The organism is Streptomyces sp. NPDC006326 (genome assembly GCF_040612915.1).
Classification (GTDB): Bacteria; Actinomycetota; Actinomycetes; order Streptomycetales; family Streptomycetaceae; genus Streptomyces.
On sequence record NZ_JBEXRC010000004.1, the window covers coordinates 142244 to 166773 of the forward strand.

General features: G+C 72.9%; 23 protein-coding genes. 7 read left to right on the forward strand and 16 right to left on the reverse strand.

The features are described 5' to 3' along the window. Positions 1–91 precede the first annotated feature (91 nt). The 3 genes from ABZ128_RS05010 (at position 92) to ABZ128_RS05020 (ending at position 2587) form a co-directional block, all read left to right on the forward strand. Entirely contained in the window at positions 92–754 is a 663-nt protein-coding gene (locus ABZ128_RS05010; protein ID WP_356846094.1) for an NAD(P)-binding domain-containing protein, read from the forward strand. Between the two features lie 487 nt (positions 755–1241). Next, positions 1242–1958: a hypothetical protein gene (locus ABZ128_RS05015; RefSeq protein ID WP_356846095.1), complete on the forward strand. Its 717-nt coding sequence runs from the start codon at positions 1242–1244 to the stop codon at positions 1956–1958. Between the two features lie 53 nt (positions 1959–2011). After that, a complete protein-coding gene (locus ABZ128_RS05020) occupies positions 2012–2587 on the forward strand; it encodes a HutD family protein (RefSeq protein ID WP_356846096.1) in 576 nt (191 codons plus the stop codon). Here ABZ128_RS05020 and ABZ128_RS05025 read toward each other — a convergent pair. From ABZ128_RS05025 to ABZ128_RS05060, 8 genes are all read right to left on the reverse strand, one after another. Next, a complete protein-coding gene (locus ABZ128_RS05025) occupies positions 2556–4022 on the reverse strand; it encodes a GH1 family beta-glucosidase (protein WP_356846097.1) in 1467 nt (488 codons plus the stop codon). The genes ABZ128_RS05020 and ABZ128_RS05025 overlap by 32 nt on opposite strands. Before the next feature lie 55 nt (positions 4023–4077). Further along, on the reverse strand, positions 4078–4914 hold the full coding sequence (locus ABZ128_RS05030; protein ID WP_356846098.1) for a carbohydrate ABC transporter permease: 837 nt from the start codon (positions 4912–4914) through the stop codon (positions 4078–4080). Continuing rightward, positions 4911–5795: a sugar ABC transporter permease gene (locus tag ABZ128_RS05035; RefSeq protein ID WP_356846099.1), complete on the reverse strand. Its 885-nt coding sequence runs from the start codon at positions 5793–5795 to the stop codon at positions 4911–4913. Before ABZ128_RS05035 ends, ABZ128_RS05030 begins: the two co-directional genes overlap by 4 nt. Before the next feature lie 65 nt (positions 5796–5860). Continuing rightward, a complete protein-coding gene (locus tag ABZ128_RS05040) occupies positions 5861–7159 on the reverse strand; it encodes an extracellular solute-binding protein (protein ID WP_356846100.1) in 1299 nt (432 codons plus the stop codon). Between the two features lie 216 nt (positions 7160–7375). Beyond that, positions 7376–8422 (reverse strand): LacI family DNA-binding transcriptional regulator, encoded by a 1047-nt coding sequence (locus tag ABZ128_RS05045; RefSeq protein WP_356846101.1) that lies wholly within the window; start codon positions 8420–8422, stop codon positions 7376–7378. 106 nt (positions 8423–8528) lie between these two features. Further along, positions 8529–9956 (reverse strand): glycoside hydrolase family 16 protein, encoded by a 1428-nt coding sequence (locus tag ABZ128_RS05050; protein ID WP_356846102.1) that lies wholly within the window; start codon positions 9954–9956, stop codon positions 8529–8531. 226 nt (positions 9957–10182) lie between these two features. Continuing rightward, entirely contained in the window at positions 10183–11574 is a 1392-nt protein-coding gene (locus ABZ128_RS05055; protein ID WP_356846103.1) for a hypothetical protein, read from the reverse strand. Between the two features lie 146 nt (positions 11575–11720). After that, positions 11721–12161, reverse strand: a complete 441-nt coding sequence (locus ABZ128_RS05060; protein ID WP_356846104.1) for a MarR family transcriptional regulator — start codon at positions 12159–12161, stop codon at positions 11721–11723. Positions 12162–12298: 137 nt separating this feature from the next. On the opposite strand from ABZ128_RS05060, the gene ABZ128_RS05065 reads away from it, so the two are divergent. Both ABZ128_RS05065 and ABZ128_RS05070 read left to right on the forward strand, forming a co-directional pair. Continuing rightward, positions 12299–13786 carry an MFS transporter gene (locus tag ABZ128_RS05065; RefSeq protein ID WP_356846105.1) on the forward strand — a complete coding sequence of 496 codons (1488 nt, stop codon included), beginning with the start codon at positions 12299–12301 and terminating at the stop codon, positions 13784–13786. 41 nt (positions 13787–13827) lie between these two features. Beyond that, positions 13828–13998 carry a hypothetical protein gene (locus ABZ128_RS05070; protein ID WP_356846106.1) on the forward strand — a complete coding sequence of 57 codons (171 nt, stop codon included), beginning with the start codon at positions 13828–13830 and terminating at the stop codon, positions 13996–13998. 14 nt (positions 13999–14012) lie between these two features. Here ABZ128_RS05070 and ABZ128_RS05075 read toward each other — a convergent pair whose 3' ends face one another. From ABZ128_RS05075 to ABZ128_RS05100, 6 genes are all read right to left on the reverse strand, one after another. Next, positions 14013–14162 (reverse strand): hypothetical protein, encoded by a 150-nt coding sequence (locus ABZ128_RS05075; RefSeq protein ID WP_356846107.1) that lies wholly within the window; start codon positions 14160–14162, stop codon positions 14013–14015. 267 nt (positions 14163–14429) lie between these two features. Then, positions 14430–14795 (reverse strand): DUF6204 family protein, encoded by a 366-nt coding sequence (locus tag ABZ128_RS05080; protein ID WP_356846108.1) that lies wholly within the window; start codon positions 14793–14795, stop codon positions 14430–14432. A 433-nt stretch (positions 14796–15228) separates the two neighbouring features. Then, positions 15229–16110 carry a pirin family protein gene (locus ABZ128_RS05085; RefSeq protein ID WP_356846109.1) on the reverse strand — a complete coding sequence of 294 codons (882 nt, stop codon included), beginning with the start codon at positions 16108–16110 and terminating at the stop codon, positions 15229–15231. 63 nt (positions 16111–16173) lie between these two features. Then, positions 16174–16812 (reverse strand): hypothetical protein, encoded by a 639-nt coding sequence (locus ABZ128_RS05090; protein WP_356846110.1) that lies wholly within the window; start codon positions 16810–16812, stop codon positions 16174–16176. A 107-nt stretch (positions 16813–16919) separates the two neighbouring features. Then, the gene (locus ABZ128_RS05095) at positions 16920–18980 is read right to left on the reverse strand and encodes an RICIN domain-containing protein (RefSeq protein WP_356846111.1); all 2061 of its coding nucleotides are present in this window, start codon (positions 18978–18980) and stop codon (positions 16920–16922) included. 262 nt (positions 18981–19242) lie between these two features. After that, positions 19243–20130: an EamA family transporter gene (locus tag ABZ128_RS05100; protein ID WP_356846112.1), complete on the reverse strand. Its 888-nt coding sequence runs from the start codon at positions 20128–20130 to the stop codon at positions 19243–19245. A gap of 47 nt (positions 20131–20177) precedes the next feature. Between ABZ128_RS05100 and ABZ128_RS05105 the strand changes: the two genes are divergently transcribed. Beyond that, positions 20178–20702, forward strand: coding sequence for a MarR family transcriptional regulator (locus ABZ128_RS05105; protein ID WP_356846113.1), 525 nt, complete (start codon positions 20178–20180; stop codon positions 20700–20702). Between the two features lie 18 nt (positions 20703–20720). Here ABZ128_RS05105 and ABZ128_RS05110 read toward each other — a convergent pair whose 3' ends face one another. After that, positions 20721–22595, reverse strand: a complete 1875-nt coding sequence (locus tag ABZ128_RS05110) for a galactose oxidase-like domain-containing protein (protein WP_356846114.1) — start codon at positions 22593–22595, stop codon at positions 20721–20723. Positions 22596–22793: 198 nt separating this feature from the next. Between ABZ128_RS05110 and ABZ128_RS05115 the strand changes: the two genes are divergently transcribed. Continuing rightward, complete coding sequence (locus tag ABZ128_RS05115; RefSeq protein ID WP_356846115.1) at positions 22794–23459, forward strand: DUF4360 domain-containing protein; 666 nt, start codon at positions 22794–22796, stop codon at positions 23457–23459. Between the two features lie 10 nt (positions 23460–23469). Here ABZ128_RS05115 and ABZ128_RS05120 read toward each other — a convergent pair whose 3' ends face one another. Next, the gene (locus ABZ128_RS05120; RefSeq protein WP_356846116.1) at positions 23470–24498 is read right to left on the reverse strand and encodes an AraC family transcriptional regulator; all 1029 of its coding nucleotides are present in this window, start codon (positions 24496–24498) and stop codon (positions 23470–23472) included. Positions 24499–24530 lie beyond the last annotated feature (32 nt).

Sequence of the window (24530 nt, forward strand, 5' to 3'; positions counted from 1 at the left end):
GGAATGCCGGGCGGCGCCGGGCGGTTCGGACCGACACGGCACCACGCGCAACCGCGCGACAACCGGCCGCCCTGCACGCACGGGAGAGCTCATGAAGATCGGCATCATCGGCGCAGGCAACATCGGCGGCAACCTCACCCGCCGCCTCACCGCCCTCGGGCACGAGGTCCGCGTGGCCAACTCCCGGGGCCCCGAGACCCTGGCCGACCTGGCCGCGGAGACCGGCGCGACCCCGGTCACGGCCGCCGAGGCCGCCCGGGGCGCCGAGGTCGTCGTGGTCAGCGTCCCCCTGAAGAACGTACCGGACCTGCCCCCGGGCCTCTTCGACGGGGCGGCGAAGGACGTCGTCGTCATCGAGACCGGCAACTACTACCCGAAGCGGCGCGACGGCCGGATCGCCGGCATCGAGGACGAGGGCCTGACCGAGAGCCGCTGGACCGAGCAGCAGCTCGGACACCCCGTGGTCAAGGCCTTCAACGGCACCTACGCCCAGGACCTCCTCGACCGTCCGCGGCCGGCCGGGGACCCGGACCGGATGGCCCTCCCGGTGGCCGGCGACGACGCGGCGGCCAAGGAGACCGTCCGGGCCCTCATCGACGAGCTCGGCTTCGACTCCGTCGACGCGGGCGGACTCGACGACTCCTGGCGCCAGCAGCCCGGTACCCCCGTCTACGGGCTGAGGGCGGGCACGACCGAGGTCGCCAAGGCCCTCACCGAAGCCTCCCCGGTCCGCCAGGAGGACTTCAAGGCCTGACACCCCAGAGGCGCAGCCCCGCCCGCCAGCGCCCCGGCCCCGTGCGTGATCCACGGGCCCAGGCCCGGGAAGTCGGCCCGGCTGTCCCGGTGTCAGGCTGTCCGGCCCCGCGCACGGCCCGACGGCCTGGTCCTGCGCGTCCAGCCTCCGGGTCCTGGCCTGTGCACCTTGGCCCCGTGCCCGCCCCGCGCAGCCGGATCCCGTCCGGGCCCGGTCGTGCGCAGAGCCCTGGCCTGTCCCTGCCGGTGCGGGGTCCCGGGCACGGCCCTGCGCCATCCGGCACCCGGGTGGGGCCCGCGTGTGCCCGGGCTTGTCCCTGCCCCCGGGTGCGGTCCTGCCCACGCGGGCGTCCGCGTCCGGGCCGGGTGGTCGGCCCTGGGGGCCGGTCGGCGGGAACCGTGACCGAAGTGTCATCCCCACGGGGCAGCCCCGTGGGGGTCGCCCTGTTACGGTCCTGGCCTCACGGGAGCCGTAGGAGGGCACCACCATGCACGTCAGACCCCGTCTGCTCATCGCCTCGGCGGTGCTGGCGGCCGGCCTCACCGCCTGCACCGGGCAGCCGCACCCCAAGGCCGCGCCGGCCTCTCCCGTGTCGGCGCCCACCGGCACGCCTTCCGTCTCCGGTGCGCCCGCGCCGACCGCCTCGGCCTCCGCGGCGGCCTCCGCCTCCGCCCCCGTGCCGGCGCAGGCGCCCTCCACGGCCGCGGCCCGGACCCCGGCCGCGCCGGTGGCCGCCGCCGCGCAGGCGACGCGGCCGGCGCTGTCCCTGGACACCGCGGGCGGCCGGCTGAACCTCGTACGGGGCGGCCCCGCCCAGGAGTTCACGGTCACCCTGCGCGGCGGCACCGCGCAGGCCCATCGGCACCTGCTGGTGGCCTTCCAGATGGAGCCGCTCCCCGGCGCCCCCGGCGACCTGCCCGCACCCGCCGACCCGTACGTCCTGGAGCGGCGCGACCCCGCGACCGGCAGCTGGCGCCGCGTGGACCTGCGCATCGCCACCGACGTCCTGCCCACCGACCTCTACGAGGGCGGTACCGCCCTCGCCCAGGGCGCCGTCCGCACCGAGCGCTACCGGCTGCGCGCCACCGTCACCGGTCCGACCGGCAGCACCCCGCTCATGGTGTACGCGGTCGACACCGACCTCGCCGGGGGCGGCCCCGCCGCCCGCGCCTCGCTCGCGCACACCACGCGCCGCCTCGTCTGATCGCCCGGGCCCGCTCGATAGGCTTCCGCCGGACGTGAGAGAAGGGAACGGACGTGCGGGTGCTGCGAGCGGGTGCGCGGGAGGCCGTGCCGTGGAAGAACGGCGGGGGAGTCACCCGGGAGATCGCCGCCTGGCCCGAGGGCGCCGGAACGGGTGACTTCGCCTGGCGGGTGAGCCTGGCCGAGGTGGCCGCCGACGGGCCGTTCTCCGCGTTCCTCGGCGTCGAGCGCACCCTCACCCTGGCCGAGGGCGCCGGCATGCACCTCACCGTGGGCGGGACCGCCCGCACCGTCACCGAACGCTTCGCCCCGCGGGACTTCCCCGGCGACGTCCCGACCGGCTGCCGGCTGGTCGACGGCCCCGTCGTCAACTTCAACGTGATGTACCGCCGCGGCAGTGCCCGCGCGGACACGGCCGTCGTCCGCGGCGTGCTCGCGCTGGGCGCCGCACCCCGCGAAACCCTGCTGGTGGTCGCCCTGCGCGGCCCGGCGGAGCTCGACGCGGGCGCCGGGCCGCTCACCCTCGGCCCGTACGACGCGGCGCTGCTCACCCCCGGGTCCGGCTGCCGCCTCCGTACCGCCGGGCACGCGGCCGTGGTCAGGCTGGTGGCAGAGCACCCCGTGCAATGACCCCGGCGTACCAGCGGCCGCTGTCCTTCACGGTGCGCCGCTGCGTCGCGAAGTCCACGTGGACGAGGCCGAACCGCTTGCTGTAGCCGTGCGCCCACTCGAAGTTGTCCAGCAGCGACCACACGAAGTACCCCCGCACGTCCGCCCCGTCGGCTATCGCCCGGTGCACCGCGGCCAGATGGCCGTGCAGGTACGCGATCCGGTCCGGGTCGTGCACCTCGCCCTCGGGGTCGGCGTAGTCGGCGTAGGCCGCGCCGTTCTCGGTGACCAGCAGCGGCACCCCCGGCAGCTCGTCGCGCAGCCGCGTCAGCAGCTCGTACAGTCCGCCCGCGTCCACCGGCCAGTCCATGGCCGTCCGCGGCCCCCGCGCGGGCAGCAGGCGTACGTACGGCTCCGCCCCCACCCACGGCGAGGGCTCTGCGGGGCCCGGCGCCCGCGGTGAGGGCGCGGGCTCCGCGGCCGGGGCGGCGACCAGCGTGGGGGAGTAGTAGTTGATCCCGAGCCAGTCGACCGGCGCGGCGGCCGCGGCCAGATCGCCGTCCCGGACGAACGACCAGTCGGTGAGCCCGGCCGTGTCCCGGACCAGGTCCTCCGGCAGACGCCCGTGGAAGACCGGGTCGAGGAAGATCCGGTTCCCGACGGCGTCGATGCGCCGGGCCGCGTCCAGATCGGCCGCGGAGCCCGTCAGCGGGCGCACCGCGTGCAGGTTCAGCGTCAGCGAGACCGCTCCCGGGCGCGGCAGGACCGCGCGCAGGGCCGCCGCCCCCAGGCCGTGCGCGAGGTTCAGGTGGTGGGCGGCCCGCAGGGCGGCGACCGGCTCGGTACGGCCCGGTGCGTGGACGCCGGACGCGTACCCGAGGAAGGCCGTGCACCAGGGCTCGTTCAAGGTGGTCCAGTCGTGCACCCGGTCCCCGAGCGCCGCTCCCACGATGCCCGCGTACTCGGCGAAGCGTTCGGCGGTCTCGCGCCGGGGCCAGCCTCCGAGCTCCTCCAACTCCTGCGGCAGGTCCCAGTGGTAGAGGGTGGCGACCGGCCGGATCCCGGCCCCGAGCAGCGCGTCGACGAGCCGCTGGTAGAAGTCCAGCCCCCGCTGGAGCGCCGGGCCCCGGCCGGTGGGCTGGATCCGCGGCCAGGCCACCGAGAAGCGGTAGTCGCTCACCCCGAGCCGTTTCAGCAGGGCCACGTCCTCGGGCACCCGGTGGTAGTGGTCGGCCGCGATGGCCCCGGTGTCGCCGTTGAGCACGTTGCCCGGGATCCGGCTGAAGGTGTCCCAGACGGAGGGGCCGCGGCCGTCCGCCGAGACGGCCCCCTCGATCTGGTAGGCGGCGGTGGCGGCGCCCCAGCGGAACCCGGCGGGAAAGCGCAGGGCCGTACCGGTCCGGGCATCCGCGTGCGCATCCGTATCGGCAGGCGCGAACGCGTCGGCAGTGGTCATGGAAGGACTCCTGGAGGCAGAGAAGGGGAGAGGAGGGTCCGGGCCGGCGTCGTCGTCAGCCCTTGACCGCGCCCTGCATGATGCCGCCGACGATCTGGCGGCCCAGTACGGCGAACACCAGCAGCACCGGCAGGGTGCCGAGCAGCGTGCCGGCCATGATCACGGACTGGTCGTGGACGTAGCCGCCGCCCAGCTGGCGCAGCGCGACCTGCACGGTCGGCTCCTGGGAGGAGAGCGCGACGATCGGCCAGAAGAAGTCGTTCCAGGCCGTCATGAACGTCAGCAGCCCCAGGACGGCCATGCCCGGGCGGGCGATCGGCACCACGACCGACCAGAAGATCCGGGCGTACGAAGCCCCGTCCACCCGGGCCGCCTCGATCAGCTCGTCCGGCAGCGACTGCGCCAGGAACTGCCGCATGAAGAACACGCCGAACGCCGAGACCAGTCCGGGCAGGACCACCGCCTGGAGCTGGTTCACCCAGTGCAGTTCGACGATCAGCATGAAGAGCGGGATCACCCCGAGCTGCGGCGGGATCATCATGGAGGCGACGACGGCACCGAGCAGCAGCCCGCGTCCGCGGAACCGCAGTTTGGCGAAGGCGAAACCGGCGAGCGTGGAGCACAGCACCGTGCCCACGGTGATCGACGCCGAGACGATCAGCGAGTTGACCAGCGCCTTGCCGATCGCCGCCTCGTCCAGCACCGCCTGGAGGTGTTCCAGAAGACGCGGGCCGGGCAGCAGCGCGGGCACCGGCCGCGCCAGCTCGGCGTTCGAACGGCTCGCGGCCACCAGCGTCCAGTACAGCGGGAAGGCCGAGACCAGCACCGCGAGGGCCAAGGCCGCGTAGGCGATCCTCCCGCCGCGCCGGGCGGCCCGGGCAGAAGTGCTCATCGCCAGGCCTCCTGACCCGAACGGCGGCGCGCGGCCAGGGCGTTGACCCCGACCAGCAGCGCGATCAGCAGGAACATCACCCAGGCGATGGCCGCGGCCCGCCCCAGGTGGAAGAAGCCCCAGCCCTGCTCGTACATGTACAGGCCCAGGGTCTGGTACTGGTGTGAGATGCCGCCGGACATGGAGCCCTCGAAGAGGAGCGGCTCGCCGAAGAGCTGGGTGGCTCCGATCGTGGAGACGACCGAGGTGAAGACGATCGTGGGGCGCAGCCCCGGCAGGGTCACGTGGAGGAACTGCCGCCAGGACGAGGCACCGTCGACCTCCGCGGCCTCGTACCGCTCCCGCGGGATCGACTGCATCCCCGCCAGGTAGATCAGTGCGTTGTAGCCGGTCCAACGCCACACGACGATGGACGACACCGCGATCTGCGAGGCCGCCGTGCCGGTCTGCCAGTCCACCGGGTCGACGCCGGCCAGTGCGAGCACCTGGTTGACCAGGCCGAAGTCACGTCCGAAGAGCTGCGCGAAGACCAGGGAGGCGGCGGCGACCGATGTCGCGTACGGCAGCAGCAGTGCGGTGCGGAAGAACGTCAGCGCGCGGAGCCGGGAGTTGAGGAGGTGCGCCAGGCCCAGGGCCATCAGCAGCTGGGGGACCGTGGACAGGAGGCCGATGGTGAAGGTGTTGCGCAGCGCCGTCCAGAAGAACGGGTCGCCGAGCAGCGCGGTGTAGTTGTCGAGGCCGCGCCACTCCAGCTCACCGGGGGTCTGCAGCTCGACGCGGTAGAGGGAGACGTACGCCGTGTAGAGCAGCGGGAAGATCCCGAACGCGGCGAACAGGGTGAAGAAAGGGGCGAGGAAGGCGTAGGGGGACCTGGCGCTCACGGGTGCGGTCCTTCGGGGTCGGGGCGGACGGGCCGGGCCGCGTGGGCCCGGGCGGTTGCGGTGGCTCAGCCGAGGGCGTTCTTGACGGCCTTCTTCGCGTTCGCCCAGGCGGTGTCCGGCGCGGTGCCCTTGCGTTCGACCTCGCTCAGCGCGTTGTTGATCTGGTCGGCGACGTCCTTGTCGTGGACGCCGAGCACCTGGACGGGAGACTGCCGGGCCGCCTCGCCGAAGATCTGCCCGATCGGGGCGTCGGAGAAGTACGGGTCCCTGGCGTCCGCGATCTGCGCGATGGCCCGGGTGCCGGAGGGGAAATTGCCCTGCTTGCGGAAGACCTTGGCCTGCTGCTCGGGCGCCGTGAGCCACTTGACCAGCTCGTACGCCTCCTTCTTGTGCGGGGCGGCCCTGGGCACGGCCAGGTAGGAGCCGCCCCAGTTGCCCGCACCACCGGGCAGCTTCACCACGTCCCACTTGCCCTTGCCCGCCTCACCGGCCTGGCCCTTGATGTAGCCGAGCATCCAGGCGGGGCAGGGCAGCGTGGCGAAGGAGCCCGAGGAGAACGCCTGGTTCCACGGGGGCGACCACTGGTCCAGCTTGGCGCTGAGTCCTTCGGCGGCAGCCTTGACGGAGGCGTCCCAGGCGGCCTTCACCGCGGGGCTGTTCTCGTAGACGAGGGAGCCGGAGGCGTCGTAGTAGCGCTCTTTCTGCTGACCGACCATGACCGCGTTGAGGCTGCCCACGCTGTCCAGCCAGGCGCTCCCGGCGGGTGCCTTCTGCCGGTACTGGCGGCCGAGTTCGAGGTAGCCGTCCCAGGTGGCCCAGCGGGCGGCCAGCTCGCCGCGGTCGGTGGGCAGGCCCGCGGCCTCGAACAGGTCGCGGCGGTAACACATGGCCTCGGGGCCGACGTCGGTGCCGAGTGCCAGTACCTTGCCGTCCTTGGTGGTCGCCGCCGACCAGGTGGCGGGGGCGAACTCGTCCTTGAGCGCGCCGGCTCCGTAGGCGGCCAGGTCGGTGAACCTGTCGGCCTGCTTTTGGGTGACGGAGGCGATGCGCCCGACTTCCACGGCCTGGACGTCGGCCAGTCCGCCGCCGCCCGCGAGCCGGGTCTGGAGCGACTTCCAGTAGTCCTGCTCGTCCTCGGTGTCGGTCTGCTTGATCTTGATTCCGGGGTGCAGCTGCTCGTACTCGGCGTAGAGCCCGCTCTCCTGGTAGCCGAACGCGCCGAACAGGTCGACGGTGAGCGTGAGGGGGCCGCCCGCGTCCCCGGCGCTCTCCGGGCCGGCACCGCAGGCGGCGAGGAGCGTACCGGCGAGGGCGGCGGCGCCGAGGCGGAGGGCGGCTCTGCCGGTGGTCCGGGGGATGGGCATGGGGGGCCTCCTTGGCCGAAACGGATTGAGAGCGCTCTCAGAACGCGCTTGGAGCGTGCACCCACTGCCATGACCCCGTCAAGGGTACGGAGCCGACGGCACGGGTGAAGTCGCGGCGCGGACGGGCGCGTTGAAGACAGGGCGGGGCGCTCGTCAGGCCGGGCCGAGACGCTCGTCGGGGCCGGTCTGCGGCGCTCGTCGCCCCCGGGGCGCCGGTCAGGCCGAGGCGCGCCGCACCAGCGAGGTCGCCGTGATCACCGAGGCGGGAAGGGCGCGGCCTTCCTGGCGGCCGGTGTCGAGGATGCGCAGCAGCAGGCGGGCCATCATGCGACCCATCCCCTCGATGTCCTGACGGACCGTCGTGAGCGGTGGATCGGCGGTCTCCGCCACCGGCTCCGCGTCGTCGAACCCGACCAGGGCCACGTCCCCGGGCACGGAGAGGCCGCGCTCGCGCAGTACCCGCAACGCCCCCGTCGCCATCAGGTCGTTGCCGGCGAACACCGCATCGAGCCGTGGGCAGCGCTCCAGCAGCTCCGCCATCGCGCGGGCCCCGCCCGCCACGGTGAAGTCGCCCTCGGCGATCAGCGCGGGATCGGCGTCGAGCAGGACGTCCCGGTAGCCGTCGAGCCGGTCCACGGCCGAGGTCTGGTCGAGCGGGCCGGCGATGTGCGCCACCTGCTGCCGCCCCTGGTCCAGGAGGTACCGTACGGCCTCGCGGGCCCCGCCGCGGTTGTCGGCGTCGACGTACGCGACCGCGCCGCTCCCGGCGGCCCCGGCGGTCCAGCCCGGACGGCCGCCGTAGACGGTGGGCATGCCGATCCGGCGGGTGATCGCGGGCAGCGGGTCTTCGGCGTGCAGGGAGAAGGCGAGCGCGCCGTCCACGTGGCCGCCCGCCAGATAGCGCTCGATGCGGTCGTAGTCCCCCCGGTCCTCCACCAGCAGCAGCACCAACTGTGTGTCGTGTGCGGTGAGTTCCTTGCTGATACCGCGGAGCTGGCGGGAGAAGAAGGGGTCGGAGAAGATCCGGACCTCCGGCTCGGCGATGATCACCGCGACGGCTCCGGTACGCCTCGTGACCAGCGTCCGGGCCGCCGGGTTGGGCACGTAGCCGAGCTCCCGGACGGCCTCCCGGACCTTGTCCGCCAGGTGCGGGCGGACGCCGTCACCCCCGTTGACGACCCGCGACACGGTGGCCCGGGACACCCCGGCGCGCTCCGCCACGGCCTCCAGCGTCGGGCGTGGACCGGGAAGCTGTTCGGGCACGGGCCCTCCTCCTGCGTGTGCGGGGGCGGTCGCCTCACCGGACAGCAGGGTAACCCCTGCCGCCGGGAGCCTGAGAGCGCTCCCGGCGACTGGGTGCCGCACGGTCTCAGTGGCCGAAGCCGAACCAGTTGACGTTCACGTAGTCGGCGCCCTGGCCGCTGGTGAAGGTCAGGTACACGTCGTGCCTGCCGGTGACGGGGCCGATGTTCGCCGGTACGGTCCGCCAGCTCTGCCAGCCCCCGGTGCCGGCGACCGAGAAACTGCCGACCGGCGCACTCGTGCGGCTGTCCAGCCGGACCTCGACGAGCCCGCTGACCCCGTCGGGCGCACCGCTCGCCACGCGTCCGTAGAACTGCCGGGCCGCCGTGGAACCGAAGTCCACGCCCTTGAAGAGGGCCCAGTCGCCATGGGCGGCGGAGCCGAGGTTCCGGCCGCCCCCGGTGTCGGTGGTGGTCTCCTCCACCAGGCCGCCCTGGGCGTCGTACGACTCCGCCTCGATCCTGGCGTACGCGTCACGGCTGCCGGACGGCGGCGGGCTGGTGGGCGGGGTGGTGGGCGTCGTCGGGGGCGGGGTCGTGCCCCCGGGCGAGGTGTGTACGGAGACGTAGTCGACCACCATGGGGTGTCCGGGCTCGGTGCCGGCGTCGGGGCCGCCGCCGAAGGCGTCCGGGAAGCCGCCGCCCATCGCGACGTTCAGGATGAGGAAGTAGCCGTGGTTCGTGGCACTGGTCCAGGTGGCGGCGTCCACCTGATCGGCGCGTACGGTGTGGAACACGGCCCCGTCCAGGGAGAACCGCATCTGCTCCACGGAGGTGGAGCGGTCCCACTCGACCGCGTAGGTGTGGAACCCGCCCTGGCAGGTGGTGCCGGCGCACGCGCGCTGGCCGCCTATGCCGGACGTCTCGTTGCACGGGCCGCCCGGCGTGGTCCCGCAGTGCATGGTGGCCCACTCGTTGTTGAGGCCCTGGACGTTCTCCATGATGTCGAGCTCACCGATACCGGGCCAGTTCCACCAGTTGCCGCGGTACGGGGCGCCGAGCATCCAGAACGCCGGCCAGTACCCCTTGGCGGCGGCCCCCGTGACGTCCGGCATCCGGATCCGGGCCTCGGTGCGCAGCTTTCCGCCCGCGGGGGGCTGGAAGTCGGCGCGCCGGGTCTCGATGCGCCCGGAGGTCCAGTTCCCGGCGGCGTCCCGGCGGGGGGTGATCCGCAGGTTGCCCGCGCCGTCGAGGCTGACGTTCTCTGTGCTCGCGGTCATCGTCTCGACCTCGCCCGTACCGAAGTGGGCGGGGCCGCCGGGGTAGCCGGTCCCGGTCGTGTACTGCCAGTCGGCGGTGTTCACGCCGGAGCCGGCGGGCCCGTCGAAATCGTCCAGGAACACCTGGGTCCACCCCGGCGCGGGCGGGGGAGCGGCGGCGTTCGCGGGCAGGGAGACCGTGGCGGCCGCCGCCGCGACGGCCACGGCCATGGTGCTCAGTACGGCGAGGAGGGACCGCCGGGCGGCCGACGGTGTTCTACGGGGTGTCTGACGCATGCGTGACCTCTCTGAGGCGCCGCGAGGCGCAGTGCGGGGGGAGGCGCCACCGTGCGAGCCAGACTGAGAGCGCTCTCAGGTCGCGCCGCTGGACACTGTGCTCCGCGCCACCACCGCCGTCAAGACATGGAACCGGCAAAGCCCTTCCCGCCGGGGTGAGTTCATTCCTCGAAACCTGGCCCGCGCGGCGGCGTGCCACTGCTGTCGTGGGCGTGACAGCGCCACCTCAGAAGGGCGGCTCCGCGGAGTAGCCATCCTCACGGAGAGGGACGGATGCGGTCCTTGCCTCGGCGGCTCGCTGTCCGGCGGCCCGCTGCTCGGCCACTGTGGGGTGGAGGACCATGGCCTCGGCCGCCCGTCCTTGCCGGACCAGGACCTCGAACAGTTCCTCACGCGCCTCGACCGTGCCGAGGTCGCGCAGTTCGGCGGCGGCAGCAGCGAGACGGCCGGCGGTGGCGAGGAGGCCGGCCCTGACGATGTGGGGGTCGGTCCACGGATCCGGGTGGGCTTCGACCACGGCGGTCGCTTCCTCGGCACGGCCCAGACCGGCAAGAGCGAAGGCCTGCCACCTGTGCTGGAACTCTTCGTGGCGGTGGTGGGGCACGGTGAGGGGGTGCTCCAAGAGGTGGAGCAGTTCCTCGGGCCGGTCGAGCAGGGCGTGGACGAGAGGTGCGAGGAGGTTGGAGCAGTCGTACCAGCTGAAGCCGGGTTCGGCCACGGTGATCGCGTCGTCCAGCCGGCCGTCCCGCAACAAGGCCGAGGAGAGCCAGGCCCGGTACCCGACCCAGTCGTCTGCGGCGATGGCCTCACGCATCACCCTCTCCGCCTCCCCGGCCCGGCCGCGGTCTCGGAGCGCGTCGGCGTAGATGTCCAGCGCGGCGTGCGCATCCCGGCCGGTGGCCAGCTCGCGGAGCTCTCCGAGCCGACCATGGCGGCCCAGCAGTTCGGCGTAGGCGGTGAGGGTGTTCTGGGCGAGGAAGCGGCGCCCGGCCACGTCCGCGCCGAGGATCCGGATCGCCTCGTCGGCGCGGCCTGCACGTTCCAGCACCCTGGCCTGGAGCTCCTGAGCGCCGGAGCAGGAGTGATCCCACCTGCCCTCGCCGCAGGCTCGTCGTGCGGCTTCGGCGTGCGGGGCGATCAGCTCCAGGACCCGTTCGTCACGGTTCCGGCCTTCGGTGATCTCCACCAGGAATGACCGGATCCACGACGCGCCGAGGTGCGGTATGAGCAGTTCGATGGCCTCGTCGACGCGCCCTGCCCCGGCGAGCAGTTCGGCGAAGTCACGGCACACGTGCTGCGAGGTGCGACCCTCCTCGTCCGGGCGGACCAGGTCCAGGGCCTCGTCCGTCCGGCCCGCCCGCAGCAGAAGGTCCGCCTTCGCCCAGAGGGCTGTCCGCCATCCGGTCGCGACGAACGGCTCCAGCACCTCCAGCGCCCGCGCGAACTCGCCCGACCGGCCCAGCTCCCGTGCCGCGCGCTCCGCGCAGAACCACTCGCCGCGCTCCTCTGCCGCCCGGATCACCAGATCCAGGTGGCCGTGCTCCATGAGGAGATCCACTTTCCGGGGTGGAACACCGCCGTAGTTGCCCGCCTGCCATGAAAGATCATCTGTGTTCACGGCCGGAAGCGTAGAAGTAGCCGCTGACATGCCGCCGAGGAGCGGTCGATCGCTCGGCTCGGCTTGCGGCGGGGCAGCGGCCTCCGTCCCCCCGGTCCCGGGCCGACGCATGACGTGTGACGACGGCTTCCGGGGCGGCCGAGGCGTCAGGCGTCCTTCTCCATGGTGGGGCGCAGCCGCTCCAGAAGGGCGTAGAGGGTCGCGCTCTCGGTCGCGTCGAGGATGTCGAGCGCGCCGTGCGTGGCCTGCATCTCCTCGCGCACCTGGCGGATGATCTCGCGGCCCGCGTCCGTCGCCACGACGTTCTTGACGCGCCGGTCCGCCGGGTCGGGCTCGCGGCGCACCAGCTCGCGCGCCTCCAGCCGGTCCACGATCCCGGTGACGTTCGATGCGTCACACACGAGGAGCGTGGCGAGGCCGCGCATCGGGAGGGGGCCCTTGAGCTGGGCGAGGACCCTGGCCTGGGTGGAGGTGAGGCCGTAGTGGGCCGCCGCGGCCGCGAAATCGCGCCACTGGGCGGTGCCGATGGCGGCCAGCAGCTCCAGGAGCTGGAGCTTGGTGGGGGTGTGGGGGGTGGTGGCGCTCATGCCGGGGAGCCTACCCAGATTGGTTGACATTATCAATTGTTTACTTGACCACCTTAAGTATTCCCGGCTACCTTCTGAGAAGTACTTGATGACATCAAACATCTGCGATCTGAAGCACTAAGAAGGTCCTGCCAGACATGAGCACCGCCGCCCCCACCCCCGCCGATGCCAGGAACAGGAACGAGACGGTCATCGTCTTCGCCCTGAGCCTTGCCGCCATGGTCGTGTCGATGATGCAGACCCTGCCGGTCCCGATCCTGGGCCTCATCCGCGCCGACCTCGGCACCTCGACCGCCAACGTCAGCTGGGTCACCACCGCCACCCTGCTGTCCGCCGCCGTCTTCACCCCGCTGCTCGGCCGCTTCGGCGACCAGCACGGCAAGAAGCCGACGCTGGTGGCCGTCCTCGGCGTCATGGTGGCGGGCTCCGTCATCGCCGCCCTCGCGAGCTCGCTGCCGCTGCTGATCCTGGGCCGCGTGCTCCAGGGCGCCGCCACCGCGATCTTCCCGCTGGCCCTGTCGGTGCTGCGCGAGGAAGTCCGCCCGCAGAAGCTTCCCGGCGCGATGGCCCTGGTCAGCGGCACCCTCGCCTTCGGCAGCGGTCTCGCTCTGGTCGCCACCGGCCTGCTCACCTCCGGTGACGGCGCCGACTACCGCAACGCCTTCTGGATGGCGACCGGCTTCGCCACCCTCGCCCTGCTCGCGGTCGCCTTCCTGGTCCCCGCCACCCGGCACAAGACCGGCGGCCGTACCGACTTCCTCGGCGCGCTCACCCTCGGCATCACCCTCCTGCTGCTCCTGCTGCCCATCTCGCAGGGCCACGAATGGGGCTGGACCTCCGGCCGCACGCTGGGCAGCTTCGCCGGCGCCGCCGTCATGACCGTCGTCTGGGTCTTCACGGAGCTCAAGGTCAGCGAGCCGCTCGTCGACATGCGGATGTTCGTCCACCGCCCGGTCCTCATGGCCAACCTGGCCGGCATCCTCGTCGGCTTCGGCATGTTCGCGAACTTCCTGGGCGTCTCCTACCTCGTCCAGATGCCCGAGGCCCTCACCGGCTACGGCTTCGACGCCTCCATCCTGCGCGCCTCCGTCCAGTTCCTGCTGCCCGGCGCCATCGTCTCGCTGCTCGCGTCCCCGGTCGGCGGACAGCTGGTCCGCCACCGCGGCCCGCGCATCGCCCTCGCCCTGGCCGCGGGGCTGGGCGCGGCCGGCTTCGGCTGGCTGGCGCTCGACCACGCCCACACCTTCTCGGTGATCGGCGCGGGCGTCGTCGTCGGCGCGGCCGTCAGCTTCGGCTACGCGGCCATGCCCGCCGTCATCATGGCGAGCGTCCCGCACCACCAGAGCGGCATCGCCAACGGCATCAACTCGATCTCCCGCTCCACGGGCAGCGCGATCGGCAGCGCCATCGTCACCACGATCCTGGCCTCGAAGACGATCGAGCACCTGCCGGCCGGAGTTCCGGCCCTGCCCGCCGAGTCCGGTTTCACCCTCACCTTCGGGATCGGCGCGGTGGCCTTCGCCCTGGTCGCCGTCATCAGCTGGCTCGGCCTGCGCGGCGGCCAGGCACCCCGCACGGTCGAGGTGAACCGCCCCGCCGCCGAGAAGGTGTCGGAACCGGCCTGAACCGTCTGACCTCGTCCTTCCAGGGGCGGCACCCTTCCGGGGTGCCGCCCCTCGTCGTACGTGGTGTCCTGGCCCCAGGACGGGAGCAGCAGATGATCGCCTTCGCGGAGAAGATGGTGCCGGTCGCGGCGAACCTGGGCTGGCCCGCCGACGCAGCCATGCCCAAGCTCCAGCAGGTGCACCACTACTGGCTCCCGGGAGCCGGCACCTGACCGGCCCGTACTGGTCACACGTGGACGGGGAACGCCGACTGGAACGCCAGGCGGCGGTCCGCATCCGCGCCGAGGCGGGCGAGCAGGTCGTCGAGCGCCAGGTACTCCTCCCAGGGCTCCCGCCCCGTGGCCCCGGCGAGCGGCCAGGGCAGGTGCGAAGCCATGACGCAGCAGCAGGTCGCGGCCGGCCGCCTCGTGCGCCGAGCCGGGTCCGGTGAGCTCCTCCGGGTGCAAGGCCTTGCCGATGTCATGCGTCGCCGCACCGAAGAGGACGGCTTCCCGGTCGACGGCCAGAGCCGGGCAGCGGACCCGCACCCAGTGGGCCAGTTCGACCGCGGGTCGTGGACCGTACGCCCATGCGCCGCCAAGCGGGGCGGGGCTCCCAGGGAACGCAACAACTGCGCCACCTCGGACGGCAGCGGCGCGGAAGGTCAGTTCTCGGCGCGGGCCGCCGCCTTGCGCTGGCGCTTGCTCAGGGGGGCCAGGGAGAGGTCCTGGGCCTGCGAGCTGAGGCGCTTGAAGCCGTAACCGCGCTCCGTCAGCCAGCTCTCCGCCGCGAGTTCGGCACGCGCCGTCGCATCGAGGATGTCCTCCTCGGCCTCGCCCGAGTCGAGGAAGCGGAAAGCGAAGAACGGCCGGGCCGTCAGGTCCGCGTCGTACGTGAGGTGGCCCTCGGCGGTGAAGGTCGCGTGGAGCATGTCGTGCTGCGCTGCGTCCGCGGCCAGTTCGGCACGCTGCGCTTCGGTCAGGGCGTCGAAGGAGCCGCGGACGGTGATCCGGAAGGTGCGGGTACTCATCCCGGCAGGGTAGATCGGGCGAAACCGGCGCGCACCGGGTTTTCCCGCGCCCCGGTCGTCCCCGCCCGCCTTACGCATCTGCATCTGCCGGAACACATCCGACGTACGCACCGGCGCGTTCGGCCCCGGGGGAGCGGGCAACGGCGGCCCCCGCTGCACGGCGGCAACGGCGGCGGGCTCGAAGGCGAGCCGGGCGGCCAGGGCGGCGGCCCCGGCGGGAACGGCGGCCGGGGAGGCAACGGCGGTGGCGGCGGAAGCGGCTGCGCGGCGTCGTCCGCATCCGCGGTCTCCCTGCTCAGCGGTGTCCGGCACGGCGACGGCAAGGCCGTCGTCGCTCTGCACCGGCCCCGGCGGCCGGCAGACCGGACCGGTCACCGTACGGGCGGGCGGGGCGCCGGCCGTGACGGGGGCCGGTGGAACTGAACGCCGACCGCTAGAGATCGATGTGGCCCATCAGGCCGCGCTGGTAGTCCAGCTGGGCCTGGCGGATCTCGGCGGCGGTGTTCATGACGAAGGGACCGCTGCGGGCGACGGGTTCGCCGATCGGCTCACCGGCGAGCACCAGCACCTCGGCGGCCCCGTCCGGAGCCTCGACCGTGAAGCGCTCCGCATCCCGGCCGAGGATCGCGAGGTGGCCGTCGGGGAGCTGCGCGTCAGGGGTGGCCGCGGTGCCGGACAGCACGTACAGCATGGCGTTGTGCCCGCTCGGAACGGTGAACTCGGCGCGGCCGCCCGCCGCGAGACGGGCGTGCACGACGAGGACCGGGGTGTGGGTCTCGAAGGGGCCGCGCACCCCGTGGGTGCTGCCGGTGATCACGGTGAGCCGGGCGCCGCCGTCCTCGGTCGTCACGGTGGGAATGTCCGCAGGGGAGCCGTACTGCACCCGCGGCGGGGTCGCCTTGAGGCGGGCCGGCAGGTTGACCCAGATCTGCAGCAGGTGCTGCGGTCCGCCCTCGGCGAGCAGCTCGGGGGTCGGGCGGGCGAGGTGGACCAGACCCGAACCGGCGGTGAGCCACTGGACCTCGCCGGCGTCCATGACGCGCTTGTGGCCCTCGGAGTCGATGTCCTCCATGGCGCCCTCGATGACGTACTGGATCGTCTCGAACCCGCGGTGCGGGTGCGGCGGCGCGCCCTTGGCCTCGCCCGGGCCGAGGACGTGCGGGCCAACCTGGTCGACCATCAGGAAGGGGTCGACCAGGGGCAGTTCCGGCTGCGGGAAGGGGCGGCGGACCGGGAAGCCCTCACCCTCGTACGTGTGGAAGGGACGGACGACGCGGAGGGTGGAGCGCACGGCGGCGGCGGTGGTGATGTCCATGCACCGAATGAACGGCACGGCGGATTCCGCTGTCAACGCACGCCCGTTTGGTTGTCAGGTCCGTCAGCGCCTGCGGGCCCGGGCCCGCCGCAGCAGCACACCGGCCGCGGCGCCCGCGAGGGCGATCACCGCCACCCCGGCGGTCGTCCACCACACCGTACGGTCCTGCCCGCCCTTGCCGTCGGCCGGTGAGGCGGACGGCGCCGGGATCTGGGGCTGGGCCGCGGACGGTGCCACGGGCGTGGTGGCGGAGGCCGACGGCACGGTCGGCGCCGACGGAGCCGCGGACGGAGCGGCGGACGGGACCGGATCGGTCACCGGTACGGCCACCTCGCGCTCACCGTGCCCGAGGGAGGGGAAGCCCACGTCCACGGTGACCTTCCAGGTGCCGGGCGGGAGCGCCTCGGCGGTGCTCCAGCCCGTACGGGTGCCGGCATCGCGGACCAGCCGCCAGGGGCCCATCGACCGGGAGCCGTCGATGCTGGCCGCGTTCACGGTGGCGGCGACCGCCTCCTCGATGGCGTCGCCGTCGTTCTCCCAGGTGATCTCGGTGGTGACACGGCCCTCCCGCTGTCCGGTCACGACGACCTTGACGGTGTCGCCGTGGGCCTGGGCGGGGGTGGGCACGGCCAGCGCCCGGACGAGGAACAGGAACAGGAACCCGAGCCCGGTCAGGGCGGAGAAAACGTGTCGTGTGCGCATCGGTGCGGTGCTCCTGGTGCGTGGGATGCGGTGGAAACGTACGTGCGTGGGGGGCTGGAGCGACGCCGGCGGGCGGCCGCGCGGGGCGGCCGTCCGCCGGCGTCGGATCAGACCTTCTGGACCGTCCACGCCTGGGTGGGCCGGCCGTCGGCGCGCTGCAGGTCGAGCAGCCAGTCGCCGTAGTACGGGCGGTTGCTCACCGTCAGGGCGTAGCCGCCGCTCGGGTCGGTGACGGTCACCGTGCCGCCGCGGGAGGACACCTTCCAATGCTGGGTGCCGCTGCCGCCGCACGGCTGCTGGGCGATCCACATGCCCGCGGCCGGGGCTCCGCCGGTCTGCAGGCACTTGCCGGAGACGGCGGACCGGATGCGGACCAGCCCGTTCCCCGCGTCGTCGAACAGCCACTGCTGCTGGGCGTAGCCGTTGGCCCGCGCTCCGACGAGCACCGTTCCGTCGGCGGAGCGGCCGCCCCACAGCTCGGCGGCCATGCCGGTGCTGCCGTTGCCGAGGGTGTAGCGGGTGCCGGGCGTGGTGGTGCCGCCTCCGGCAGCCGTCGTACGGAACGAGGTGGCCTTGCCGGGGCCGCTGTCACGGCCGGCGCCGTCGCGGACGGACACGGAGACCTTGTACTCGGTACCGGGCTGGAGGTTGTAGATGCGCACCGCCTGCGACTGGACCCAGGTCAGGTGCTTTCCGTTGAGCAGGACCTGGTACCACGCCGCGCCGTCGACCTTGGACCAGCTCACCACGACGGAGGTGGCCTGGATCTGGGCGGCCTTGACCGCCGGGCCGCCCGTGGGCTGCTTGGTGGGCGACGGGGTCGGCTTCGGCGTGGGCTTGGGGTTCGGGTCGGGGTTCGTCCCGTCACCGCCGTTCGCCCGCATCAGGAACTGGTTGTCGGCGACGTTCCAGTGCGTGGCCAGGTAGCTGCCCGCCTTGGGGCTGGTGTGGAAGTAGTCGTCGTGGTTGCAGTCCAGGATGTTCTCGGCGGCCTGGTTGTTGCACACGTAGCGCATCTGCGGGTAGTACGGGGTGTCCGAGTAGCACATGACGTCGTACTCGTCCGTGCAGTGCGCGCCACGGCTGGTGTTGGGGGCGCTGTTGTTCACCGCACCCAGGTTGTGGCCGAGTTCGTGCGCCGCCGTGTGGCCGCCCCAGCAACCCGAGTCCGTGCGGCCGTAGGAGGGGCCGAAGTTGCTCTGGTTGTTCTGTCCGGGCCGCTCGTCACCGGCGAAGGTGCCGATGCCGCAGTAGACCTGGGTGTCCGCGAAGATCATGTACTTGCGGTCGCGGCGGTCGAGGCCCTTGCCCGCGAGCGCGTTGTTGGTCGCGCTGAACTCGGACAGGGCGGAGGCCGGAAGCTCGATGTTGAGCACGGTCGGCGTGCAGTCCGCGGCCGTCACGTAGCGGATGTGGCGGACCCCGCCGGTCTCCTGGGCGCTCGTCGAGTAGATGAGGTCGGCGTCGGCCGCCCACTTGCGGAACGAGGCGAGGTACTCGGAGTACCGGTCGCGGTCGGGGCCGTGGACGTACACGACCTGCACGCGGTTGCCGGTGCTGCCGTCGCCGTCGCACTGGACGGTCTGGCCCGCGGGCCCGGCGGCGACGGCCTGGCCGCCGGAGGACTGGGCGGGCGCCGGGGCGGCGGAGGGGGCGGACTTGGCGGACCGGGCGTCGGCGGCGGGCGCGTCCTGAGGACGCCCGCTGCCTCCGGCCGCGGCCTGGTCACCGGAGTCGGGCTTCGCAGGGTCGGCCGCCGCCGCAGTCGTCTTGACGGCCGGGGCGACCTCCGCCTTGATGTCGACGCCCTTCGGCGGGGCGTCGGGGCCGTGGGTGCAGAGTCCGGCCTCCGTGCGGTAGACGCCGATGCAGCGGTCGCCCTTCGGCGCGGCCTTGAGGCCGTCGAAGACCATGCCGCGCGCGGTGTCGTTGGCGGGCTCTCCCACGATCGGCGCCGGTTCCTGGTCCCGGGCCGGTGCGGCGGCCGGTACGAGGGTGTCCGCGGCCGCTTCGGCCTGTGCGGGGGTCCCTGCCTGCGCGTCCTCACCCAGTCCGGAGTACGCGAGGCCTCCCGCGATCACCGCCGCCGTGGCCATGGCGGCGGTGAGAAGTATCAACCGTCTGGGCTTGCGCCGGTGTTCGCGCTTCTTCCTGCGGTGTCTGGTCATGCGCACCTCAAATCCTTGGTCGGAGGAGTGGGTGCGCAGGAGCCTGCCAGATGAGCGCGGTGGAGAATTCGGACAAACGGGAATGACCCTTGAGATATCTGACTGTTACCTTCGGGTTCGATTTGATGAACAGTCAATTCCCTTTGTCTCAAGGGCAGTTACGCGCGTAGTGGCTTAATGGTCCAGTCCTTTTAAGGGATCTCGTTATCAAATCGAAATAACGGGTACCGCCTTGTTGACGGTAATTCAGTCAGGGATTCACCTAATTACTACCTGCTGAATTCCCACCGTCACGAGCCGTGAGGAATCGTCCCCTCCGGCCGACGAGGATGCCCGCCAGGGTCAGCAGGAGCCCGCAGAACTGCCGTGCGGTGAGCGCCTCTCCGGCGAGCGCGGTGCCCAACAGGACGCCCGTCACCGGGTTGAGGAGCCCGAGCAGGCCGACCGTCGCGGCCGGCAGCCGGCGCAGGCCGGTGAACCAGGCCGCGAAGGCGAGGGCGGTCGCCACGACGCTCACGTAACCGAATCCGAGCAGCGCCGGCCCGTCGGCCGCCGCCGGCACCCCCTCCGCGGCGACGGCGAACGGCAGCAGCGCCAGGCCGCCGCCGAGCAGTTGCCATGCGGTCGACGCGAGGACGTCGACCTCCTCGTTCCACCGCTTGGCGAGGATGTAGCCGAGGGAGGACATGGCCATGGCCCCCACGGAAGCCAGCACGCCGAGCGGGTCGGCGGCCACGCGCCCGGAGAGCAGCATCAGGCAGACGCCCGCCACCCCGATGCACGCCCCGGCCAGATGGCGCGGCGTCGGCCGCTCGGCCACGACCGCCCACGCGATCAGCATCATCGCCAGGGGCGCCGTGGCCATGACGGTGGAGGCGGTGCTGGTCGGCAGGCGCTGTGCGGCCACGTACACCAGCGCGAAGAAGCCGCCCGTGTTGAGGACGCCCAGCAGCAGGGCCCTCCACCACCAGGCGCCGCGCGGCAGTCCGGGGCGGGCCGCGAGGAGCAGCAGGCCGGCGGGCAGCGCCCGCAGCGCGGCCCCGTACAGCGGCTGGCCCGGGGGTAGGAACTCGCGCGTGACGAAGTAGTTCGTCCCCCAGGCCACCGGCGCCACCGCCGTGACCAGCGACCATCGAAAATTAGCTTCCATGGAAGATATAATAGCTTCCGCGGAAGGTACATGGCTAAGGTGGGGCCGTGAAGGAACAGCCACCCGCAGACCACGTCGCCCGCATCCAGGCCGAATGGGCCCGCGAGCGTCCCGACCTCGACGTGAGCCCCCAGGGGGTGATCGGCCGGCTGCACCGCCTCGGCCTGCTGCTGACGGAACGCCTCTGCCTCGTCTACCGCCGCTACGGGCTGAGTGAGGGGGAGTTCGACGTCCTGGCCACCCTGCGCCGTACGGGCGAGCCCTTCGAACGGGCGCCCGGCGAACTCGCGGCGCACACGATGGTGACGACCGGGGCGATGACCAAGCGGATCGACCGTCTCGAACGCGACGGCCTGGTCACCCGCCGCCGCTCGGCCGAGGACGGCCGGGGCCGCGTCGTCGCCCTCACCCCGGCGGGCCGGGAGCTGATCGACCGCGCCTTCGCCGAGCACATGGAGAACGAGCGGAGCCTGCTCGCCGGGCTGAGCCCGCAGGACGCGGCCCGGCTGGAATCCCTCCTCACCGCCTGGCTGGCCCGGATGGAGCCCCCGCCCCCCGCCCCCGGCCCGTGAGCGCAGCCCCGGCCCGGGTCAGCGCGGGCCCAGCTTGACCCACTTGGCCGTGCTCGGGATCCCCTTCCCGTCGAGCAGGAACAGCATGTAATGGCCGGGCGGGGCATCGGCTGCGCCCGGCGGGGTCCGCAAGGTGACGGCCTTGCCCCGCACCGCCGTGATCGGGAGCTCCAGGTGGCGCTGACTGGTGTTCACGGCATGGGTGACGGTCGTGGGCGCCAGCAGGACGGCCCGCTTGACCTTCGCCGCCGTCGAACTGGAGACCTCGAAGGCCTTGCCGTAGCCGAGCGTTCCGGTCGGCACCCGGTCGAGCGCGGGCCGGGCGCCCCGGTGGAGGTACGCGGGCTCGTACAGCTCGATGCTGCCGTCCATCCCGTCCTTGATGTCGGGGTCGTTGGCGATCTGCTGGAGCTCGTCACCGGTGATCATGATCCGGCCGTCCGGCAGCACCAGGGCGTTGGAGTGGTAGCCGCGCGGCAGCCGCTGGGCCGGCCCGAGCCGCCAGCGGCCCTTGATGTCGCGCAGTTCGATCTGCCGGTACTTGAGATCGGCCCGTGGGTTGAACGGCCCGTGCCCGTAATCCCTCGTGTCCAGCGCTCCGTTGACCGTCAGCAGCGTGGCGTCCGGCAGGATCAGCGTGTCGTCCTGCGTACGGCCGAAGGCGCGCGGCGCCTCGGTGGTCCAACGGCCCCGCGACAGTTTGTACGTGTGGGGGTCGCGCGGGTCCCCGCCGAGGACCAGGACGGAGTCGGGTCCGCGGAAGCCGGCCGGCAGCGGCACCGCCGAGCCGTAGCCGCGGAAGTCCGCCGGCCGCCGCGGCAGGTCCTTCCGCGTCTCCTTCACCGGGTCGAAGACCCACTGCTGGTCGGCGTCCCGCCCGAGCCCGTAGATCATCCCGTCGCGCAGGGAGAACAGGTGCGGGTAGTCGTTGCGGAACGGCGCGTCGCTGCGCAGCCGTTCGACGTCGAGGTCGACCGGGATGTCGTACGAGAGCCAGGGCACGGGACGGCGCAGCGCGGGGAAGCGCTCCACCACCGGGGTGGGGGTGCCCGTACCGCGTTCGGACTGGCCGGACATGATGATCTGGCGCCCGTCCGCGCCGGTCACCACCGAGGGGTACCAGCGGCCGACGGACATGTCCTTGTTGCGGAACCACGTCTCGGTCCACGGGTCGAAGACGAAGGACAGCTTGGCGCCGCTGCCGCCCTTGCCGCCGGTGTTGCCGCCGAACACCCCGACCATGCCGTTGGGCAGGAAGGCGTGTCCGGCGCAGAAGAACGGCGCGGGGCGCGGGGCGTACGTCCCGTCCGGCATCAGGACGGTCGGCGGCTCGACGTTCTTGAACGCCCGTGGCCCGGTGCCCCGGGACGGGTCCCACAGGTAGGCGCGGCCCGCGTTGGTCCGGCCGATCCGGTCGGTGGGGCCGGTCTCCTTGGTGGGATCGACCTCCACCCGCTCGAAGGAGAAGAGCAGGACCTTGCCGGTCGGGAGCAGCGCCGCGTGGACGCCGAAGTCGGGGGAGGGGAAGTACTCCGTGAACCGGCCGTACGCGGCCGCCGTGAAGCGGGCGTTGGCCTTGCGCTGCGAGGCCCGGAGCGAGTTGAGGCTCGCCGTCCGCCTCGACTGCGGATACCCCCCGGTGCCGGCCACCGCCTGCCGCCGCTGCGCGTGCGCGCGGGCGTGCTCCTGGCCGATCACGGCGGCCTCGTCGGGCTGCGGCGCGGCGGCCCGGGCCGCGGCGGTCGGGGCGCCCCCGTCGTCCGTGTGGTGGTGCGCCGGTCTTCGGGCGAGGGCGGAAGCGGGCACGGGGGCCGGCAGGGCCGAGGCCCCCAGAACGGCCGCCACCGTGCACAGGGTGAGTGCGGTGGACCGCTGTGCGAACCGACCCGGCATGAGCCCTCCTCCGTCAGCGAGACGCTCATAGTAGGAGAATCTGCTCAAAATTCTTGTACGTGGCGAGGGTGGGGAGGGCCATTCGGCGGGCCGGACCGCAGTGATGAATCGTTTCTGCGGTGAAGCGGGCCCTCCGAGCGGGTGAGACGGCGCACCCGGTACCGCCCCGCCGTGGCCCCGGAGCGCTTCCATGACGGGGTGATCAAGACACTTCGCGCCGCACTGACGGCCGTCGCCGTGACCGGAAGCCTCCTCACGCTGTCCCCCTCTGCCGGGGCGACGGCCACCCCCGTGGCCGCGCCGCCGACCGAGCGGGTCACCGTCGACGTCGCCACGGTGAACGGTTCGGGCTGCCGTCCCGGCACCGCCACCGTCGCCGTGGCCCCCGACAACACCGCCTTCACCGTCACCTACAGCGAGTACCTGGCCTCGGCCGGCGGCGCCAGCACCGCTGTCGCAGGACGCAAGAACTGTCAGCTCGCCCTGGACGTGCACGTCCCGCAGGGCTACACCTACGCGGTCGCCCAGGTCGACTACCGCGGCTACGCCAAACTGGAGGAGGGCGCGATCGGCACGCAGAAGGCCAGCTACTACTTCCAGGGCATGAGCGCCACGGCATCCCGGACCCACAAGTTCACCGGGGCGCTCGACGACAACTGGCAGGTCACCGACACCGCCGGGGTGGAGGCCCTGGTCTTCGCGCCCTGCGGCGCCCAGCGCAACTTCAACATCAACACGGAACTGCGGGCCGAGGTGGGCGACTCCGACCCCGCGAAGACCAGCTACATGGCCGTCGACTCGACGGACGGCACGATCAACACCGTCTACCACTTCGCCTGGAAGAAGTGCACCGTACGCCGCTGAGCCGGCCGGATCAGGTGCGCCCCGTCGCCCGGGCGCGATAGCGCCCGGGCGTGGTGCCGAACTCCCGGCTGAACGCGTGAGAGAACGCGTACGGCGTGCCGTAGCCGACCCGTCGGGCGACGGCGGCCAGCGGGTCGGGGGTGTCACGCAGCAGGGTGGCGGCGTAGGTCAGCCGCCACCACGTGAGGTACGCCATCGGCGGGCGCCCCACCAGGGCGGTGAACCGGCGGGCCAGGGTCGGACGCGAGACTCCCGCCGCGGCGGCCAGCCGGTCGGTGGTCCAGGGGGCGGCGGGATCCGAGTGCAGCGCCCGCAGGGCGGCGGCCGCCACCGGGTCGCCCAGTACGGCGGACCAGGCTCCGGTCGACCCCTCCGCCATCCAGGACCGGATCATGTAGACGAGCAGCAGGTCCAGCAGGCTGGGCACCGCCATGCAGGAGCCCGGCCGCTGCTCGCCCAGCTCGCCGCCCAGCAGGTCGATGGCCGCGCGGAGTTCGGGGTGGGAGCCGACCCGGTTCGGCAGGTGGACCACCTCGGGCAGCTCCCGCATGAGCGGGTGGACGCGGCTGCGGTCGAGCCGGTACTTCCCGCACAGCAGCTCCACCCCGCCACCGGCGGCCGGCCGGGCCGGGGTACCGAGCGGCCCCGCCGACTGCGGGCGGGACGCGTCCGTCCCCGGACCGGAGGGCGCCGGACCGGAGGGTGCCGGACCGGCGGGGCGAGGGTCGAACAGCGCCTGACCGGAGGGCCGCGGATCGAAGAGCACCGCGCGCTCCACCGTCGCCGCATTGGCGGGGGAGTCCGCGATCACGTGCCCGGTGCCGTGCGGCAGCAGCACCGCGTCACCCGCGCCCAGCACGACCGCGTCGCCGGGGCCGCCTCCGTCCGGCAGCATCCAGCAACTGCCCTCCAGTACCACGTGGAAGCCCGCGCCGTCGTACGGGGCGAACCGCCTGCACCAGCTGCCGCCGACGTGCACCCGCTGGGAGGAGGGCTGCCCGATCCGTACGGCCGAGATCGCGTCGCTCACGACATCCATCCCGTCAGCCTATCCACGGGATCGCCCATGAG

Coding starts and splice junctions, on each gene's coding strand:
- ABZ128_RS05010 (WP_356846094.1), top strand. CDS start 92: ATGAAGATCGGCATCATCGGCGCAGGCAACATCGGCGGCAACCTCACC.
- ABZ128_RS05015 (WP_356846095.1), top strand. CDS start 1,242: ATGCACGTCAGACCCCGTCTGCTCATCGCCTCGGCGGTGCTGGCGGCC.
- ABZ128_RS05025 (WP_356846097.1), bottom strand. CDS start 4,022: ATGACCACTGCCGACGCGTTCGCGCCTGCCGATACGGATGCGCACGCG.
- ABZ128_RS05030 (WP_356846098.1), bottom strand. CDS start 4,914: ATGAGCACTTCTGCCCGGGCCGCCCGGCGCGGCGGGAGGATCGCCTAC.
- ABZ128_RS05040 (WP_356846100.1), bottom strand. CDS start 7,159: ATGCCCATCCCCCGGACCACCGGCAGAGCCGCCCTCCGCCTCGGCGCC.
- ABZ128_RS05050 (WP_356846102.1), bottom strand. CDS start 9,956: ATGCGTCAGACACCCCGTAGAACACCGTCGGCCGCCCGGCGGTCCCTC.
- ABZ128_RS05060 (WP_356846104.1), bottom strand. CDS start 12,161: ATGAGCGCCACCACCCCCCACACCCCCACCAAGCTCCAGCTCCTGGAG.
- ABZ128_RS05065 (WP_356846105.1), top strand. CDS start 12,299: ATGAGCACCGCCGCCCCCACCCCCGCCGATGCCAGGAACAGGAACGAG.
- ABZ128_RS05075 (WP_356846107.1), bottom strand. CDS start 14,162: ATGGCTTCGCACCTGCCCTGGCCGCTCGCCGGGGCCACGGGGCGGGAG.
- ABZ128_RS05080 (WP_356846108.1), bottom strand. CDS start 14,795: ATGAGTACCCGCACCTTCCGGATCACCGTCCGCGGCTCCTTCGACGCC.
- ABZ128_RS05085 (WP_356846109.1), bottom strand. CDS start 16,110: ATGGACATCACCACCGCCGCCGCCGTGCGCTCCACCCTCCGCGTCGTC.
- ABZ128_RS05090 (WP_356846110.1), bottom strand. CDS start 16,812: ATGCGCACACGACACGTTTTCTCCGCCCTGACCGGGCTCGGGTTCCTG.
- ABZ128_RS05095 (WP_356846111.1), bottom strand. CDS start 18,980: ATGACCAGACACCGCAGGAAGAAGCGCGAACACCGGCGCAAGCCCAGA.
- ABZ128_RS05100 (WP_356846112.1), bottom strand. CDS start 20,130: ATGGAAGCTAATTTTCGATGGTCGCTGGTCACGGCGGTGGCGCCGGTG.
- ABZ128_RS05110 (WP_356846114.1), bottom strand. CDS start 22,595: ATGCCGGGTCGGTTCGCACAGCGGTCCACCGCACTCACCCTGTGCACG.
- ABZ128_RS05120 (WP_356846116.1), bottom strand. CDS start 24,498: ATGGATGTCGTGAGCGACGCGATCTCGGCCGTACGGATCGGGCAGCCC.